Genomic DNA, 17,239 nt, shown 5'->3' on the forward strand with positions numbered 1-17,239 from the left:
CCCCATGGACCAGAACCCCTCCGCATCGGTGGTGATCGACGCTCCCATCGAGGTGGTCTGGCAGGTCATGCTCGACACCGCGTCCTACGGCGAGTGGAACCCGTTCGTCGAGCGCGCCGACACCGCGCAGCCGGCCCAGGTCGGCAACCCGATCGTGCTGCACGTGGTGTGGGCGAACGGGAAGCGGACCCGGTCGCCGGAGCGCATCACCGCGATCGAGCCGCCGTCCGCGGGCGGGGACGGTACGGCGACCGCGTGCCTGTCCTACGTCTACGACGGACTGCCGTCCCGGCTCGGCCTGGTCCGCGGCGTGCGGCACCAGCGCCTGACCCGGCCGCCTGACGGGCCGACGACGTACGACACGGTCGAGGAGTTCTCCGGGCCGCTGGTCCGGCTGGCGGGGCCGGCACGGGTGGCCGACGGCTTCCGGCGGCACGCCGAGGGGCTGAAGCGGCGGGCGGAGGAGCTCGCCGGCAGCTGAGGGAGATCTAGTCCCGGACGGCCACCCCCGACCCTCCTCATGGGCCATCCGGCAGCGGCGTCGGCCTGGCTAGGCGCGAGCGGGGCCATGCCGGCGATCGTTCCCGACATCGAGGGCGACGCCCTGCTTCCGTTCGCGGCGGCCGCAGCTGCCGCGATCGAGCGGATCGGGGTCGACGGCGCTCCCTGGGCGCCGAACTTCTCGGGCTGAGCTCAGCGCTCGCCCGGGTCGGCGTACCGCGGCAGTCCCTGCCACAGCAGCCGGAGCACCGACCCGACCACCTCGTCCTGGTCCGCCGCCGGGTGGTCGGCCGACCAGCGAGCGACGCCGTCGACCCCCGCGATGAGGAGCTCGACGACGACGGGGACGGCCGCGCCCGCGATGCCGGCGCGCGCGAGGTCGGGAGCCAGCAGGGTGGTGACGACCTGGGCCCGGGCGTCGCGGTAGCCGCGGATCACCTGGTCGAGCTCGGGATCGCCGGAAGGCACCGGGTCGACCAGCAACCGCCTGCCGGCGGGCCGGTCCCGCGTGTAGGCGAGGTAGGCGGCGATCGTGGCGTGCATCCGGTCGCGGCCGTCGCCTGCGCCGGTGATGCCGTCGGCGACCTGGGCGAGCATCGCGTTGCTCTCGGTGCCGAGCACGTGCAGGTAGAGCCGGCGCTTGTCGGGGAAGTGGTCGTAGAGCACGCTCCGCGCCACACCGGCCGCCGTTGCGATCTCGCCCAGCGTGGTGGCGTCGTAGCCGCGCTCCGCGAAGACCTCGACCGCGGCGGACTCGATCCGCTGCCGCCGCGCGGCGGCCGACAGCCGCCTCCGGGGCGCGGATCCGGTCTCGACCTGGGTCATGCCACCACACAACCGACAGCCACGTCGGTTGTCAATCACGGCCCTTGACCTGCGCGGCGCCTGCCGCAAGACTCCCGATCGAGCGTTAACCGACACGGGTGTCGGTTGAAAGGAGTGCCGCATGGGGGCCTTGATCGATCGCCGGACCTTGCTGACCACCTCGCTGGCGGCCGGGGCCGTCGCCACCGCAGGCTTCGCCGCGCCCGCCTTCGCGGCACGGCCGGGACGCAGCGTCGCCGTCCTCGGCGGCGGCATGGGCGGACTCGCCGCGGCCCACGAGCTGGCGGAGCGCGGCTTCCGAGTCACGGTCTACGAGCCGAGCGCGTGGGGTGGCAAGGCCCGCAGCATCCCGGTCCCCGGCACCGCGACCGGCGGCCGGGACGACCTCCCCGGCGAGCACGGCTTCCGGTTCTTCCCGGGCTTCTACCACCACGTGCCGGACACCATGCGCCGGATCCCGTTCGGCAAGGGCACCGTCGGCGACCACCTGATCGACGTCCAGGCGTCCGGCACGAAGTTCCTGCGGGCCGGCGACCACGCCGATGCCTTCATCTTCGGCATCGGCCCCGACCCGACCCAGCTGCTCAGCGTCGACTACCTGCGCCGCTTCCTCGCCGACAACCTCAGCGGGTCCGGCGTACCGCCCCAGGAGCTCGCCTACTTCGTCGAGCGCCTGCTGGTGTTCCTCACCAGCTGCGACGAGCGCCGCGACGGCGAGTGGGACGACGTCAGCTGGTGGGACTTCATCAAGGCCGGCCAGCACTCCGAGGCCTACCAGCGGGTGCTCGCGGCCGGGCTGACCCGCAGCCTCGTCGCGGCCAAGGAGAAGATCGCCAGCACCCGCACGATCGGCAACATGGGCGAGGCATTCGTCTACACGGCGATGGGCCGGGGCAACGACGGGACCCTCGACCGGGTGCTCGACCTCCCGACCAACGAGGCGTGGATCGACCCGTGGCTGCGCTACCTGCGCGGGCTGGGCGTCCGGTTCGTCAGCGGCCAGCGGCTGGTGCGGTACGACGTCGCGGGAGGCCGCGTCACCGGGGCGTGGCTGCGCGACGCGGCAGGTCGGCGTACGCGCGTGGAGGCGGACTGGTTCGTCAGCGCGATGCCCGCCGAACGCGCGCGGGAGACCCTGACCGACGCCGTGTACCGCCACGACCCGCACCTGCGGAAGATCGACGAGCTGTTCGTCGACTGGATGGTCGGCATCCAGTACTTCCTGCGGGAGTCGCCCGACATCACGCGCGGCCACATCTCGTTCCTGGACTCGCCGTGGGCACTGACCGGTCTGACCCAGGGGCAGTTCTGGTCGGGGCGGGACATCCCGGCGGACTACGGCGACGGCGAGGTGGCCGACATCCTGTCCGTCGACGTCTCCAACTGGGACGCTCCCGGCCTGCTGGTGAAGAAGCCGGCCAAGGAGTGCACCCGGCCCGAGATCGCCCGCGAGGTGCTGCACCAGGTCCGGACCCACCACACGGCCGGCGACCAGCTGCCCGACGGCATCGTGCACTCGTGGTTCCTCGACCCGGGCGTCCAGTGGCACCCGCGCCGTCGGCGCAACTCCAACGCCACCCCGCTGCTGGTCAACACCGTCGGCTCCTGGCGCAACCGACCGACCGCCCGGACCAAGCTGCCCAACCTGGTGCTCAGCGGCGACTACGTGCAGACCGACATCGACCTCGCGACCATGGAGGGCGCGAACGAGTCCGCCCGCGAGGCGGTCAACACGATCCTGGCCGAGTCGGGCTCGAAGGCCACGCCCGCGACGAAGTACAAGCTCTACGACCCGCCCGAGTTCGAGCCGCTCAAGCAGGTCGACCGCCAGCTCTACCGCGCCGGCCTGCGGAACGCCCTCGACCTCGGCTGAGGTCGAATCGAAGGTCTGTCGCCGTTGAATCGAAGGTCTGTCGACGTCGAATCGAAGGGGCGGGCGAGAGCCGGCGAGCGGCCTCACTTCAGGGAGTTTGTTCGCTTTCCCCACGGCTGACGTCGAGACTTCCTACTCTGCAGTGACCTGTGTAGTCCGCCTGACTGCCGCCGCGAGGTGCGTCGTGAATGTTCCGGTCAGCTCCCTCCCGCTGGGCCGCGTCCTGCGACTCCTGGCCGTGCTCGCCGTCGCGGCCACGACGACGCTCACCGCCGTGGGCGCGCAACCAGCGTCCGCGGCCGTCGTTCTCGGCTTCGTCGACCCGGCGACCGACAACTACAAGACGTGGCTGGAGGACCGGCAGGCCAATGCCGCCGTCACCGAGAACGCGACGTCCCTGCTCTTCAGCGGAATCACCGTCGGCGACCAGACCTACGTCGTCCCGCAGAGCGAGCGCACGTCCCACGGCAGCAGCAACGGGGCACCGGTCGAGTACGACGCAGCCGGCGGCATTCCCCTCGCGACCAGCGTCGGTGGCCCGGTGGTGGCGCGCCTGAGGTTCGACCACGACGGGGCCAACGCTTGGAGCTACTTCAGGCTCTGGCCCGATGGCACTTTCGGCCCGTTGATGACCATCGATCGCCCAGCGTTCGTCGCCGCCCCGCACAGCCCGGTGGCCGGCACCTTCACGCTCACCAGCACGGCTCCCGGCGGCGGCGTCCTCGGGACCCGCCAGGTGACCTACCGCTACGACCCTGCTGTGGCCGCCCTGCCCGAGAGCTCCGTGGAGTGGCACGGGCCGCTGGGTCGCTGGCACCTCGCCACGGACTCCGGGGCGCCCACCCCCCTGAACTGGCCGGCCGGGATCGCGGTCTCAGCGACCGCTGGTGGCACCCACCAGACCCAGGTGGCCGTCGTCGCAGACCAGGCCGCCTCGCTGTACGTGGCGGCAACCGACATCGTCGGGCTCCCCGTCCCGCGCGCGACCGAGCCTCTCGACCTCGCCTGGAACCCGCCGGGACCGGGGCGCCCGACGACGACCACCATCGGGCCCACCTGGCGGCCGGTGAGCGTCACCGTGCCGGAGGGGTCCTATGCCCTGCAGGCGAGCGGCAGCTGCGCGTCGGCGTGCCGCTACGACTACCAGCCCCAGGCGCTGACTACCGCGAACACCACCATCACCTCCTCCGACGCCCCCACTACGACCTTCCAGCCGGACGCCGCGATCCGCCCCGTCGGCGGTGAATTCGTCGGGGCTGGCACCTACGGCGCCGGCCAGACCGTGACCGCGACCGTCCCGGCCGGATCGAGCCGCGACTTCGACGTTCGTGTCACCAACGCCGGTGCCGCCACCGACACCTTCGGGCTTGCCGACGCCCGCGCGGGAAGCGACACGGCCTTCGACTACACCTGGCACTACGCGGGTGCCGATGTCACCTCTCAGGTGCACGACGACGGCTGGTTCGTCCTGCCCGACGTACCCGTCGGAGACTCGCGCACCCTTCTACTGACGGTCACGGCCAAGCCGGACACGATCGAGGGGACCACCGCCCAGTACGCCCTGCACGCCTACCACTCGCCCAGCAGCGCCGGGATCAAGGACGTGGTGGGGCTCGCGCTGACCGCAGGTCCGCCGACCACCGACGACTACGTGCGACCGGCGGCCGCTCCCGAGGTGCCCATCCAGCCGTGCAGGCGTTACGCCGCGCCCGGCGGCAGCGACGACAACCCCGGCACGCGAGCGAGACCCGTGCTGAGCCTCCACGCGCTGACGGCCGTGCTCCTGCCGGGAGAGACGGGCTGCCTCGCCGACGAGAAGAAGATCGTCACACCGGAGGGAGGCAGCGGCATCATGAGCGGCGGCTCCGCGGGTGCACCCAAGATCATCCGCCCGGAGACGCTCGGCGCCCGGGCCACGGTGCTGGCGCCCACGAAGTTCCTGGTGGGAGGTGACCAGAGCGACCTGATCCTCAAGGACATCAACCTCCGCGGCTCTCCGGACGCCGGTGGCGGCAACCTGCTTCAAGTCAACGGCGACCGCGTCATGCTCGACGGCGTCGACATCTCGTGGACGCGCAACATCTGTCTCGGCGTCGGTGCGGGCGACGGTCAGGTCGCTCACGACTTCGTGCTCATCGACAGCCGGATCCACGACTGCGGCACCACCCACACCAACGATCCGCAGGATGTCGGCGGTGCCCACGGTGCTTACCTGCAGTACGTCGCCGACGGACCCGACACGGGCACTCCGGACGACCTCTGGGGTGCGGTCGTCTACAACTCGGTCCTCGACCACAACGACGCCCGCGGGCTCCAGCTCTACCCCGACGTCGACGACGCCCTGATCGACCACATCGTGCTCTACGCCAACGGGTCCAACCTCAACGTCGGCTCCAGCTCAGCTGCCGAGCGCTCGGAGGGCAACCAGATCCGGAACAGCCTCATCGCCGACGCGCGCCTCGACTTCGACGACCCGACCGACCCCAACCCGAGCGACAGCAACGATGTCGTGGGCAACTTCCCGGGGGCAGACAACGACGGCGCCGGCAACGAGATCGTGCACTCCTGCCTGTCCAACACCCTGCGCCCCGGGCACCTCTTCGACGCCGGGGGCACCGGCAATCTCGTCCTCGACGACGTGACCGAGAACCAGCCTCCGACCTTCGTCGACGCCGCGGCCCACGACTACCGCCTCACCTCGGAGAGCACCTGCCAGGGCATGGGCCTCACCGACGCTTCCCGCCTGCCCGGTGCGACCGACCTGCCCTTGGAGCAGCAGACCGCCGCCTCGATCGGCGGCAAGCTGCGGGTCGGCCGGACCCTGACCGCGCGGCCCGGCGCTTGGAGCCCGACCCCGGAGCGCTATGGCTACCGATGGTTCCTGGACGGCGAGCGGGTCAAGGGATCCGCCGGCGCCGGCCGGACCCTCAAGCTGGTCGTGGCCTACCGAGGCAAGAAGGCCTCGGTCCGCATCGACGTCGTCGCACCCGAGGGCTATCGGAACGCTCAGGTCACGGCGTCGCGCGCCACGCGGATCCGCTAGTCCGCGCACGCTAGGACGTCGGAGCCTCCTCTACGACCCGCCGGAGGTCGAATCGACAGCCTCTCGAGGTTGGTTCGACAGCCGGCGGGTCGATTCGACGAGTCAGACGGCGGCGGCCACCATCGAGGGGACGGTGGTGGCGCCGGCGGCGGGGGTCAGCCAGACCCGCGAGCCCGTGTCGATGCCGAGCGACCGGGCGTGGGTCCGCGTGAGCACCACCGACACCGGCTCCGGGCCCGTGGTCGCGTGGACCTCGTCGCCCAGCTGGCTCCAGCCCTGGGCGGACCGGTCCGGCTCGACGGTCAGCCGCACCTCGAACCCGACCCGCAGCATCCGGGTGACCACACCGGGCAGCGCGCCGGCGTGGACCGGCGTGACCGCGACCTCGATGTCGTGCGGCCGGAGCTGGATCGGGCCGAGCCGGGTGACGTCGCCGAGGAAGCCCATGACGAAGTCGTTCGCCGGCTCGTCGTAGAGCTGGTCGGGCGTGCCGACCTGCTCGACCCGGCCCTCGTTGATGACGACGATCTCGTCGGAGACCTCCATGGCCTCCTCCTGGTCGTGGGTCACGAAGACGGTGGTCACGTGCACCTCGTCGTGGAGCCGGCGCAGCCAGTCGCGGAGCTCCTTGCGGACCTTGGCGTCGAGCGCGCCGAACGGCTCGTCGAGCAGGAGCACGCTCGGCTCCACCGCCAGCGCCCGGGCGAGCGCCATCCGCTGCCGCTGCCCGCCGGACAGCTGCGACGGAAGCCGGTGGCCGAACTGCGAGAGGTGCACCAGGTCGAGCAGCTCCTCGACCTTGCGCCGGACCTCCGGCTTGGGGGTCCTGCGGATCTCGAGACCGAACGCGACGTTCTTCGCGACCGTCATGTGCTTGAACACGGCGTAGTGCTGGAACACGAATCCGACGTTCCGCTTCTGCGGGGGCAGCTTCGTCGCGTCGGTGCCCTCGATGGCCACCGACCCCGAGTCGGCGGTCTCGAGGCCCGCGATGATCCGCAGCAGGGTGGACTTCCCGCCGCCGGACGGCCCGAGCAGGGCGGTCAGCTGTCCGGTCGGCAGGGAGACGTTGACGTCGTCGAGCGCGACGAAGTCGCCGTACTTCTTGGTGACACCGGTGACTTCGATGCTCATGAGTGACTCGCTTTCGGTCGGAGGAGAGAGACGACGACGATGCAGAGCACGCTGACGAAGGCCAGCACGAACGCGATCGAGTACGCCGCGGGCTGGTCGAAGCTCTCGTAGCGCGACTCGACCAGCAGGGTCGCCGTCTGGGTCTGGTTGATGACGTTGCCGGACACGACCTTCACCGCGCCGAACTCGCCGAGGCTGCGCGCGAGGCTCAGCACGACGCCGTAGACGACCGCCCACTTGATGCTCGGGAGGGTGATCCGCCAGAACGTCTGCCGGAAGTTCGCGCCGAGGCTGCGGGCCGCCTGCTCCTGCTCGTCCCCGACCTCGGCGAGGACCGGCACGACCTCGCGGATGACGAGAGGGAGCGCCACGAAGCAGGTGGCCATGATCATGCCGGTGCCGCTGAAGATGATCTTCAGGCCCCAGCTCTCCAGGGTCGGCCCGAACCAGCCGGTCCGGCCGTTGTAGACGAGCAGCAGGGACAGACCGACGACGACCGGCGAGACCGACATCGGAAGGTCGATCAACGCCGACAGCACCCGCTTGCCGGGGAACTCGTAGCGGACCAGCAGCAGCGAGATCGTCACCCCGAACACCAGGTTGATCAGCACCGCCTGGACCGCGATCTGGCCGGTCAGCACGAGCGCGTGGACGACCTCGGGGTCCGAGAACTGGTCGAGCACGACACCGGGACCGTCCGCGAACGCGGACTTCACGATCGTCTCGACCGGCCAGCCGACCAGGAAGAAGACGTAGCCGACGGCCACCAGTCGCAGCAGCCACTTCAGCCAGGTAGGTGTCTCAAGCACGCGAGCTCACCCGCCTCTGGAGGATGTCGAGCGCCACGATCACGACCAGGGCGACGATCAGCATCAGGCTCGCGACGGCCGCCGCGGACGCGGGGCTGCCGTTCTCGATGTGGGTGAGCACCCGGACCGACACGACCTCGGTGTGGAACGGCTTGTTGCCGCTGAGGAGCACCAGCGAGCCGTACTCCGCGATCGCCCGGGCGAACGACAGCGCCGCACCTGCGGCGATCGCCGGCGTCAGGCTGGGCAGGATCACCCGGCGGAAGACGGTCAGGCGGTTCGCGCCGAGCGACGCGGCGGCCTCCTCGACGTCGTGGTCGAGCTCCTCGAGCACGGGCTGCACCGTCCGGACCACGAACGGGAGCGTCACGAACGCGAGGGCGAGCGTGACCGCGTTGCGGGTGTAGGCCCAGTGCAGGCCGATGGGGCTGTGGTCGCCGTACAGGCCGAGCAGGACCAGGCCGGCGACGATCGTCGGCAGGGCGAACGGGATGTCGATGACGACGTCCAGCACCCGCTTGCCGAAGAACCGGTCGCGGACCAGGACCCAGGCGATGAGCGTGCCCATCACGACGTTCACCAGGGTCACGAGGAGGGACTGGCCGACGGTGAGCCGGACGGCAGCCATGGTCTGCGGGTTCGTGAGCGTGTGCACGTAACCCGACCAACCCCGGTCGCTCGCACTGACGACGACCGCGGACAGCGGGATCAGCACGAGGAGGCTGAACCAGACGATCGCGATGCCGAGCGCCAGCGAGGAGCCGGGGGTCAGGGTCGTGCCGCGGCCCGCCCTGCGCCGAAGCGCAGGACGGGCCGGGGCATCGAGGGCGGATGCCGTCACGCTCAGTCTTCCTGGGCGTCCGAGCCGGACTTGGCGATCAGGTCGGTGATGATGCCGAGCGGCTCGCCGTCCTCGCCGTCGGCGAAGAACTCGTCGGCGGCCTTCGACCAGCCGCCGAAGTCCTTCTCGATGGTGTAGAGCGTCTGCGGCGCCGGGAACGGGTCGCTCGGGTCGTTGGCGCCCTCCACCTCGGGGACGGTCACGCCGTCGATGCCCTCGACCGGACGGAAGCCGTACTTGGCGTAGATCTCCTGGCCCGGCGCGCTCTCCATGAAGTCGAGGAAGTCCGACGCCGCCTGCGGCGCGTCCTTGGTGACCGCCGCCGGGTTCTCGATCAGCAGGTTGTCGTCCGGCAGGACGTAGTCGATGTCCGAGCCGCTCTGCTTGGCGAGGATCGCCTCGTTCTCGTAGGTGATCAGCACGTCCTGGTCACCCTCGAGGAACGCCGACGTCGCGTCGCGGCCGCTGGCCGGGAGCACGGGCGTGTTGGAGAGGAGCTTGGAGACGAAGTGCTTGGCGTCGTCCTCGCTGCCGCCGGCACCGACGACGTGTGCCCACGCGCCGAGCATCGACCAGCGCGCCGCGCCGGAGGAGCCGGGGTTCGCCGCGACGACGGTGACGCCTGGCTTCACCAGGTCGTCCCACGAGGTGATGTTCTTGGGGTTGCCGCTCCGCACCACGAACGCGATCACCGAGGAGGTCGCGATGCCCTTGGTCGGGCCGGAGTTCCAGTCGTCGGCGACGAGGTCGTCGTCGACCAGTCGGGTCATGTCGGTCTCGAGCGAGAAGTGGACGACGTCCGCGTCCGCACCGGCCTCGACGGCGCGGCTCTGGTCGCCCGAGGCGCCGTACGACGGCGCGAACTCGACGTCCTTGCCCGGGTCGGTGTCCTGGAAGGCCGAGAACTCCGCCTTGTTGGCCGTCTCCAGCACCGAGAACCCGACCACGTTGATGGTCGAGGCGCTGTCGCTGCTGGCGCCACCTGCCGATGTGCAGGCGGTCAAGGCCAGCACCCCGGTCAGACCTACGACCGCAGCCTTGATCGTCTTCTTCATCCCTAGCTCCTTGTTCGGGGCAACCTCAAGCGGCACCCACTGACTAATCTCGGGTAGATTACTAGTCTTTACTGGATTGAAGAAGCAAGTTGACGAAGTTCGGCGGGTCGGGTGACCGACATCACCGCGGACGGCATGCTCAGGAGCGGAGACGAGCGTGAGTGCCGCGCGGTCGCGAACTATCGTGGGGGCCCTGCGCCGTGAGGCGGAGAACACGCTCCGTCGAAGTGGAACACGTTCTAGTATTGGGCGGTGGCGGCGCCGGCGACGAAGAGAGTGACGAAGTGAGTCAGACCAAAGAGGTCAAGCAGCTCGACCGTGTGATCATCCGGTTCGCCGGTGACTCCGGTGACGGGATGCAGCTGACCGGCGACCGGTTCACCCAGGAGTCGGCGGTCTTCGGCAACGACCTGGTGACCCTGCCGAACTTCCCCGCCGAGATCCGTGCACCCCAGGGCACCCTCCCCGGGGTGTCGTCCTTCCAGATCCACTTCGCCGACCACGACATCCTGACCGCCGGCGACCGGCCGGACGTGCTCGTCGCGATGAACCCGGCGGCGCTGCGCGCCAACCTGGCCGAGCTGCCCAAGGGCGCGACGATCATCGTCGACACCCACGACTTCACCAAGCGCAACCTCGACAAGGCCGGCTACGACGCCAACCCCCTGGACGCGCTCGGCGAGGCGGGCTCCGCGCTCGCCGAGTTCCAGGTGCACGCGCTCGACCTGACCGGCATGACCGTCGAGGCGGTCAAGGAGTTCGGCCTCAGCCGCAAGGACGCCGGTCGCGCGAAGAACATGTTCGCGCTCGGCCTGCTGTCCTGGATGTACGGCCGTCCGACCGAGCCCACCGTGGCGTTCCTCGAGCGGAAGTTCGCGAAGGCAGCGGCGATCCGCGACGCCAACGTCACGGCGTTCAAGGCGGGCTGGAACTTCGGGGAGACCACCGAGACGTTCGTGGTGCAGTACGAGGTGAAGCCCGCGGTGCTGCCCTCCGGCACCTACCGCAACATCACCGGCAACCTCGCGCTGGCCTACGGGCTGGTCGCGGCCGGCGTACGCTCCGGCCTGCCGATCATGCTGGGCACCTACCCGATCACGCCGGCCTCCGACATCCTCCACGAGCTGAGCAAGCACAAGGCGTTCGGCATCACCACCTTCCAGGCCGAGGACGAGATCGCCGGCATCGGCGCCGCCATCGGCGCCTCGTTCGGCGGGGCGCTGGGCGTCACCAGCACCTCCGGCCCGGGCATCGCGCTGAAGTCCGAGGCGATCGGGCTGGCGGTGATGACCGAGCTCCCGCTCATCGTGATCGACGTCCAGCGCGGCGGCCCGTCGACCGGCCTGCCGACCAAGACCGAGCAGGCCGACCTGCTCCAGGCGATGTACGGCCGCAACGGCGAGGCCCCGGTGCCGATCGTCGCGCCCCAGTCGCCCGGCGACTGCTTCGCCGCCGCGGTCGAGGCCGCGCGGATCGCGGTGACCTACCGCACGCCGGTGATGCTGCTCTCCGACGGCTACCTGGCCAACGGCTCCGAGCCGTGGCAGATCCCCTCGATCGAGGACCTGCCGACGATCGACCCGGCGTTCGCCACCGCCCCCAACCATGTCTCCGCCAAGAGCGCGGCGGAGGGATCGAGCGAGCCGGACGAGTTCTGGCCCTACCTGCGCGACCCCGAGACCCTCGCCCGCCCGTGGGCGGTGCCCGGGACCGCCGGGCTGGAGCACCGCATCGGTGGACTGGAGAAGGCCGACGGACACGGCAACATCTCCTACGACCCGGCCAACCACGACCTGATGGTCCGCACCCGCCAGGCGAAGATCGAGCGGATCGCCGACTCTCTGCCGCCGCTGCAGGTCGAGGACCCCTCCGGCGAGGCGAGGGTGCTGGTCATCGGCTGGGGCTCGACCTACGGTCCGATCGGCGCCGCCGCCCGGCGCGTCCGCCGCGCCGGCTACAAGGTCGCCACCACCCACCTGCGCCACCTCAACCCGCTCCCCAAGGACCTCGGCGACATCCTGCGGTCCTACGACAAGGTCCTCGTGCCCGAGATGAACCTCGGGCAGCTCTCCAAGATGCTGCGTGCGGAGTACCTGGTCGACGCGATCGGCTACAACCACGTCCGTGGACTGCCACTCAAGGCCGCCGAGCTCGCCGAGGCGATCGGCAACCTGGTCGGCGAGGCCGAGGGCATCGACGTCGACCTGGGCGAGCACGGGCTCAACCTTCCCTCCGACCACGAAGAGGCTCCGACCCGATGAGCACCTCGACCAACGCCGACCTCGGCCTCCCGACCCTCCGCTCCGGCACCGAGCTGGTCCCGGCCGTCGAGGAGGGCACGACCCAGACCGCGAAGGAGTTCTCCAGCGACCAGGAGGTCCGCTGGTGCCCCGGCTGTGGCGACTACGCCGTGCTCAAGGCCGTGCAGTCGTTCCTGCCCGACCTCGGCCTGCGCCGGGAGAACATCGTCTTCGTCTCCGGCATCGGCTGCTCCTCCCGGTTCCCCTACTACCTCGACACGTTCGGCATGCACTCGATCCACGGTCGCGCGCCGTCGATCGCGACCGGCCTCGCGACCGCACGCGAGGACCTCTCGGTGTGGGTGGTGACCGGCGACGGCGACGCGCTGTCCATCGGCGGCAACCACCTGATCCACGCGCTGCGCCGTAACGTGAACATGACGATCCTGCTGTTCAACAACCGGATCTACGGCCTGACCAAGGGTCAGTACTCCCCCACGAGCGAGGTCGGCAAGATCACCAAGTCGACGCCGGTCGGCTCGGTCGACCACCCCTTCAACCCGATCTCGCTCGCGCTCGGCGCCGAGGGCACCTTCGTCGCCCGCACCATCGACTCCGACCGCAAGCACCTGACCGCGGTGCTCGCCGCCGCGGCGGCCCACCGCGGCACCTCGCTGGTCGAGATCTACCAGAACTGCCCGATCTTCAACGACGGCGCGTTCGACGCGATCAAGGGACCGGAAGCAGCCGACCACCTGCTGCGCCTGGAGCCCGGCGTCGAGGTCACCGTCAACGGTCGCACGTGGGCCCACGACCCCACCGCCGTCGACCCCGGCGACCAGTTCGCCATCTCGCGGCTGGGCGAGACCGCCGGTCCCCTCGGCCACGGCGGTCCGATCCCGATCGGCATCTTCCGGCAGGTCGAGCGGCCGACGTACGACGACCTGGCGCGCGGCCAGGTCGCGCACGCCCAGGCAGGCGTGTCCGGCTCCCCCGACGACCGGCTCACCGCTCTCCTCCGCGCCGGCGACACCTGGAACGTCGGCTAGCACCCGCGTGCCCCCGACGAAGCGACCCCTCGCGGAGCAGCTGCTCGACGCCCAGGTGGCGTTCCACCTCGAGCGACTACGCGGCGAGGACCTCGACCGGACGGCGTCCGAGGTGGCCGACGAGCTCCTCGACGCGATCGGTCAGCACCAGGTCGCCGACCTGGTCGACGCCGAGGTGGTGAAGGACGTCGTCGCACGAGTCCTCGCCACCACGCCGAGGAGTGCGGCGGTGAGCGGGATCGTCGAGCTCGTGCTCGACGTCGTGCACGAGGGACCCAGGGACCCCTACCCGCTCGGCGACGTGATCGACCGCGACCGGGTCGCCACGCTCGTCGACGCCCTCCTGGAGCTGAGCCCGGCGGTCGAGCGGTCGGTGTCGCGGTTCGCCGACAGCCCGCTGGTCGGCATGGTCGCCACCCGGTTCATGGGCCGGATCGTCGGCGAGGTGCTCCAGGCCAACAAAGCGGTCACCGACCGTGTCCCCGGCCTCGGGACGCTGATGTCGTTCGGGACCAGCACCGCGGCGAAGGTGGTCGGCGCGGCCGACCGGCAGTTCGAGGGGCTGCTCGGCGACACCGTCGGCAAGAGCGGGGCCTACGCCGTCCGGCGGCTCGGCCGGATCATCGTCGAGACGATGCAGGACCCGACCACCCGCGAGGCGCTCCTGCAGGCATGGGACGTCTCCGCCGCGGAGCCGATCACCGGGCTCGGCCGGCACACCAGCCGTGAGGAGCTCGCCGAGGTCGCGGACGCCGTGCACGAGATCGCGGCCGACGCGCTCGCCAGCGACCGTGCCACCGAGCTCGCCGCCGTGCTCGTCGACGCGTTCCTCGACCGGTTCGGCGGCTACACCGCCACCGAGTTGGTCGAGTCGCTCGACCTGCAGCGCGACGACGTCCGCGAGGACGTCTCCCGCGTCGCGCCCCGGATCGTGCGGCTCCTCGATGCGACCGGCGACCTGGAGCGACTGCTGCGGGCGCGGCTCGAGCCGTTCTACTCCTCCCCCGAGGTCGCCGCGCTGCTCTCCTAGAGCTTGCGCAGGGCCGTCTCGGCGGCGTTGAAGCCGCACATGCCGTGCACGCCGCCGCCGGGCGGCGTCGACGACGAGCACAGGTAGACGCCCTCGACGCCGGTGGCGTAGGGGGCGAGGGTCGCGCGCGGCCGGAGCGCGATCTGCCGGGCCGTGTTGGCACCGGCGCTGATGTCCCCGCCCACGTAGTTCGCGTTGTAGGCCTCCAGGTCGGCCGGACCGCGCGTCGCCGTGGCGAGGATCCGGTCCCGGAACCCGGGCGCGAAGCGCTCGATCTGCCGGACGACGTGCTCGGTGGCGTCGCCGCCGTAGCCGTGCGGCACGTGGGCGTAGGCCCAGAGCGGGTTGGCGGCTGCCGAGGACCGGGACGGGTCGGCGAGGTACTGCTGGCCGACGAGCACGAACGGCCGCTCCGGCATCTCACCGCGGACCACGGCGGCCTCCGCAGCCGCGATCTCCGTCGACGTACCGCCGAGGTGCAGGGTGCCGGCCCGGCGCGCGTCGGCGTTGGTCCAGGGCACGTCTCCGTCGATCGCGAGGTCGACCTTGAAGACCGCCGGCCCGTAGCGGAACCGCCGGTAGGCCCGCCGCACGCGGCCCGGCAACCGGTCGCCGAGGATGCGCACCACGGCGTCCGGCGCGGTGTCGAGCAGGACGACGTCGGGCGCGCGGCCGTCCAGGTCGTGGAGCTGGTCCAGGCTGGTGACCGGGACGCCGGTCCGGACCTTCCCGCCGACCTCGGTGAGCAGGCCGATCATCGCGTCCGAGATGGCCTGGGTCCCGCCCTTGGCCACCGGCCAGCCGGCGCGGTGACCGGCCGCGATCAGCATCAGCCCCACCGATGCGCTGAGCGGGGTGTCCAGCCGGCCGAACAGGTGGGAGGCGGCCCCGGTGAAGAGTGCCCTGGCGGGCTCGTCGTCCCAGCGGCGGGCCGTCCAGGTGGCGGGCAGCAGCGCCCGCATCCCGAAGCCGGTCAGGGCGAGCGGGTGCTCCGGCACGTGCACGATGGGCCGGAAGATGTCCTCGATGAGGCCGTCGAACCGGCGCGTCAGCGGCCCGAAGAGCCGCCGCCACGCCTCGCCGTCCGGCCCCAGCGACGCGACCGTGAGCGCCATGTCCCGCGACAGGACGCCGCCCCGGCCGTCGTCGAGGGGGTGGACGAGGTCGAGCTCGGGCCACAGCCACTCGAGCCCGAACCGGTCGAGCCCGAGCGTCGAGAGGTACGGCGACACGACCCCCGTCGGGTGGAACGCCGCGCAGTCGTCGTGCAGGACCCCGGGGAGGGTCCGCTCCGACGTACGGGTCCCGCCGCCGGGGCGCTCGTGCGCCTCCAGCACCGTGACGTCGAGGCCCTCCTGGGCGAGGCGGATCGCGGCGGCCAGTCCGTTCGGTCCGCTGCCGACCACGATCGCCGACGTCATTTCAGCCTGTAGGTGCGCCAGACGTCGGTGTCCGCGCCGGCGACCCGCGCCTGCCAGAACAGCGCGTGCTGGAGACCGGTGGCCTTGGGGACCTGGAGCTCGGCCCGGTAGGTGCCCTTCTCCAGGTCGACGGTCCCGGCGCGCTGGAAGTCGCAGCGGACCTCACCGGACTCGAGCTGGTCGCAGTGCGCGGCGCGGTAGAGCACCACGGGGTCCTTGCTCCCGACGACGGTGCCGGTGAGGAAGAGCCGGTCCCCGGCGGAGACGATCCGGGCGTCGATGGAGACCTGGTGGTCCGCACGCGTCGGCCCGGCCGAGGGGTTCGCGGCCGGGTGCCCGCCGAGCAGCCCGGCGAGCAGGACGAGGCCCGACCCCACCGCGGCGACACGAACGACCGGCATGACTCTCCTCTGCTCAGCTCTGCAACATTCTCACCCGTCGGACCGGGTTCGGAGAAGCCGGGGTCTCGCCGCGGTCGCCCCGGCCGGACCGTAGGCTCTGCTGGTGAGCGCGACGCCGAGCCGGACCGGATTGGGGCTGGGTGTCGCGGCGTACGTCCTGTGGGGCGCGTTCCCGCTCTACTTCCCGCTGCTCGAGCCCAGTGGCGCGGTCGAGATCCTCGGTCACCGGATCGTCTGGTCGGCGGCGACGATGGGCGTGCTCGTCCTCGCCCTTCGCAAGGTCCACGGCGTCCGCGCGATCCTGGCGGACCGGCGCACGACCCTGCTGCTGGTGGTCGCCGCCGTGACGATCACGTCCAACTGGGGCACCTACATCTACGGCGTCACCAGCGAGCACGTCGTGGAGACGTCGCTGGGCTACTTCATCAATCCGCTCGTCACCGTGCTGATGGGTGTGCTGATCCTGGGCGAGCGGCTCCGGCCGCTGCAATGGGCCGCGCTGGGGATCGGCTTCGTCGCCGTGGTCGTGCTGACCTGGAACTACGGACGGCTCCCGTGGATCGCGCTGGTGCTGGCGTTCTCGTTCGGCACCTACGGCCTCGCGAAGAAGTCTGCCGGCGTCGGAGCCATCGAGAGCCTGACCTTCGAGACCGCCGTGCTCGCGCCGTTCGCGCTGGCCTACCTCGTCTGGCTCGGGCCCGAGGGCCACTTCACCGACCAGGGAGCCGGCCACCTGGCCCTGCTCCTGTCGACCGGCATCGTGACCGCCGTCCCGCTGCTCTGCTTCGGCGGCGCCGCCACCCGGATCTCGATGACGTCTCTCGGCCTGCTGCAGTACCTCGCGCCGATCCTCCAGTTCGCCCTCGGCATCACCGTGCTCGGCGAGCACATGCCGGCCACGCGGTGGATCGGCTTCGCCCTGGTGTGGCTGGCGCTGGCGATCTTCACCGCCGAGGCGCTGCACATGCACCGCCGTCAGCTCGCACTGGTCGCGGAGGCCTCCGCCGCCTGACTTTA

15 protein-coding genes are annotated in these 17,239 nt (G+C 71.1%); 8 read left to right on the forward strand and 7 right to left on the reverse strand.

Annotation, left to right across the window (positions count from 1 at the left end):
* Positions 1–4 precede the first annotated feature (4 nt).
* Both ABD709_RS08175 and ABD709_RS08180 read left to right on the forward strand, forming a co-directional pair.
* On the forward strand, positions 5–481 hold the full coding sequence (locus ABD709_RS08175) for an SRPBCC domain-containing protein (RefSeq protein WP_344774164.1): 477 nt from the start codon (positions 5–7) through the stop codon (positions 479–481).
* A gap of 87 nt (positions 482–568) precedes the next feature.
* Positions 569–691 (forward strand): hypothetical protein, encoded by a 123-nt coding sequence (locus tag ABD709_RS08180; RefSeq protein WP_344774166.1) that lies wholly within the window; start codon positions 569–571, stop codon positions 689–691.
* Between the two features lie 2 nt (positions 692–693).
* Here ABD709_RS08180 and ABD709_RS08185 read toward each other — a convergent pair whose 3' ends face one another.
* Positions 694–1,326: a TetR/AcrR family transcriptional regulator gene (locus tag ABD709_RS08185; protein WP_344774168.1), complete on the reverse strand. Its 633-nt coding sequence runs from the start codon at positions 1,324–1,326 to the stop codon at positions 694–696.
* A 121-nt stretch (positions 1,327–1,447) separates the two neighbouring features.
* On the opposite strand from ABD709_RS08185, the gene ABD709_RS08190 reads away from it, so the two are divergent.
* Positions 1,448–3,199, forward strand: a complete 1,752-nt coding sequence (locus ABD709_RS08190) for a hydroxysqualene dehydroxylase (protein WP_344774170.1) — start codon at positions 1,448–1,450, stop codon at positions 3,197–3,199.
* Positions 3,200–3,383: 184 nt separating this feature from the next.
* Positions 3,384–6,242 (forward strand): hypothetical protein, encoded by a 2,859-nt coding sequence (locus ABD709_RS08195; protein ID WP_344774172.1) that lies wholly within the window; start codon positions 3,384–3,386, stop codon positions 6,240–6,242.
* A gap of 102 nt (positions 6,243–6,344) precedes the next feature.
* Here the strand turns inward: ABD709_RS08195 and ABD709_RS08200 are convergent, their stop codons facing one another.
* Genes ABD709_RS08200 through ABD709_RS08215 form a run of 4 tightly spaced genes read right to left on the reverse strand, consistent with a single transcriptional unit; the run spans position 6,345 to position 10,081 of the window.
* Positions 6,345–7,376, reverse strand: coding sequence for a sulfate/molybdate ABC transporter ATP-binding protein (locus ABD709_RS08200; protein WP_344774174.1), 1,032 nt, complete (start codon positions 7,374–7,376; stop codon positions 6,345–6,347).
* Positions 7,373–8,185 carry a sulfate ABC transporter permease gene (locus ABD709_RS08205; RefSeq protein WP_344774176.1) on the reverse strand — a complete coding sequence of 271 codons (813 nt, stop codon included), beginning with the start codon at positions 8,183–8,185 and terminating at the stop codon, positions 7,373–7,375. The genes ABD709_RS08200 and ABD709_RS08205 overlap by 4 nt, the downstream gene beginning before the upstream one ends.
* Entirely contained in the window at positions 8,178–9,026 is an 849-nt protein-coding gene (gene cysT / locus ABD709_RS08210; RefSeq protein WP_344774178.1) for a sulfate ABC transporter permease subunit CysT, read from the reverse strand. The genes ABD709_RS08205 and cysT overlap by 8 nt, the downstream gene beginning before the upstream one ends.
* 2 nt (positions 9,027–9,028) lie before the next feature.
* Positions 9,029–10,081 carry a sulfate ABC transporter substrate-binding protein gene (locus ABD709_RS08215; RefSeq protein ID WP_344774180.1) on the reverse strand — a complete coding sequence of 351 codons (1,053 nt, stop codon included), beginning with the start codon at positions 10,079–10,081 and terminating at the stop codon, positions 9,029–9,031.
* A gap of 245 nt (positions 10,082–10,326) precedes the next feature.
* Here ABD709_RS08215 and ABD709_RS08220 point away from each other — a divergent pair, with 245 nt between their 5' ends.
* Genes ABD709_RS08220 through ABD709_RS08230 form a run of 3 tightly spaced genes read left to right on the forward strand, consistent with a single transcriptional unit; the run spans position 10,327 to position 14,400 of the window.
* Positions 10,327–12,342, forward strand: a complete 2,016-nt coding sequence (locus ABD709_RS08220; RefSeq protein ID WP_425575080.1) for a 2-oxoacid:acceptor oxidoreductase subunit alpha — start codon at positions 10,327–10,329, stop codon at positions 12,340–12,342.
* The gene (locus ABD709_RS08225) at positions 12,339–13,370 is read left to right on the forward strand and encodes a 2-oxoacid:ferredoxin oxidoreductase subunit beta (RefSeq protein ID WP_344774184.1); all 1,032 of its coding nucleotides are present in this window, start codon (positions 12,339–12,341) and stop codon (positions 13,368–13,370) included. The genes ABD709_RS08220 and ABD709_RS08225 overlap by 4 nt, the downstream gene beginning before the upstream one ends.
* A 7-nt stretch (positions 13,371–13,377) precedes the next feature.
* A complete protein-coding gene (locus tag ABD709_RS08230) occupies positions 13,378–14,400 on the forward strand; it encodes a hypothetical protein (RefSeq protein WP_344774186.1) in 1,023 nt (340 codons plus the stop codon).
* On the opposite strand, the gene ABD709_RS08235 is transcribed toward ABD709_RS08230, so the two are convergent.
* Both ABD709_RS08235 and ABD709_RS08240 read right to left on the reverse strand, forming a co-directional pair.
* On the reverse strand, positions 14,397–15,821 hold the full coding sequence (locus ABD709_RS08235; RefSeq protein ID WP_344774188.1) for a phytoene desaturase family protein: 1,425 nt from the start codon (positions 15,819–15,821) through the stop codon (positions 14,397–14,399). The genes ABD709_RS08230 and ABD709_RS08235 overlap by 4 nt on opposite strands.
* Positions 15,818–16,222, reverse strand: coding sequence for a hypothetical protein (locus ABD709_RS08240; protein WP_344774190.1), 405 nt, complete (start codon positions 16,220–16,222; stop codon positions 15,818–15,820). Before ABD709_RS08240 ends, ABD709_RS08235 begins: the two co-directional genes overlap by 4 nt.
* Before the next feature lie 103 nt (positions 16,223–16,325).
* Between ABD709_RS08240 and rarD the strand changes: the two genes are divergently transcribed.
* On the forward strand, positions 16,326–17,234 hold the full coding sequence (gene rarD, locus ABD709_RS08245) for an EamA family transporter RarD (RefSeq protein WP_344774192.1): 909 nt from the start codon (positions 16,326–16,328) through the stop codon (positions 17,232–17,234).
* Positions 17,235–17,239: the final 5 nt, after the last annotated feature.

This window comes from Nocardioides panacisoli (assembly GCF_039537325.1).
In the GTDB taxonomy this organism is placed as follows: domain Bacteria; phylum Actinomycetota; class Actinomycetes; order Propionibacteriales; family Nocardioidaceae; genus Nocardioides; species Nocardioides panacisoli.

Bases quoted from the DNA above. Each gene is read 5' to 3' on its own strand.
- ABD709_RS08180 (WP_344774166.1), top strand. From the start codon at position 569: ATGCCGGCGATCGTTCCCGACATCGAGGGCGACGCCCTGCTTCCGTTC.
- ABD709_RS08225 (WP_344774184.1), top strand. From the start codon at position 12,339: ATGAGCACCTCGACCAACGCCGACCTCGGCCTCCCGACCCTCCGCTCC.
- ABD709_RS08235 (WP_344774188.1), bottom strand. From the start codon at position 15,821: ATGACGTCGGCGATCGTGGTCGGCAGCGGACCGAACGGACTGGCCGCC.
- ABD709_RS08240 (WP_344774190.1), bottom strand. From the start codon at position 16,222: ATGCCGGTCGTTCGTGTCGCCGCGGTGGGGTCGGGCCTCGTCCTGCTC.
- ABD709_RS08200 (WP_344774174.1), bottom strand. From the start codon at position 7,376: ATGAGCATCGAAGTCACCGGTGTCACCAAGAAGTACGGCGACTTCGTC.
- ABD709_RS08190 (WP_344774170.1), top strand. From the start codon at position 1,448: ATGGGGGCCTTGATCGATCGCCGGACCTTGCTGACCACCTCGCTGGCG.
- ABD709_RS08215 (WP_344774180.1), bottom strand. From the start codon at position 10,081: ATGAAGAAGACGATCAAGGCTGCGGTCGTAGGTCTGACCGGGGTGCTG.
- ABD709_RS08185 (WP_344774168.1), bottom strand. From the start codon at position 1,326: ATGACCCAGGTCGAGACCGGATCCGCGCCCCGGAGGCGGCTGTCGGCC.
- ABD709_RS08175 (WP_344774164.1), top strand. From the start codon at position 5: ATGGACCAGAACCCCTCCGCATCGGTGGTGATCGACGCTCCCATCGAG.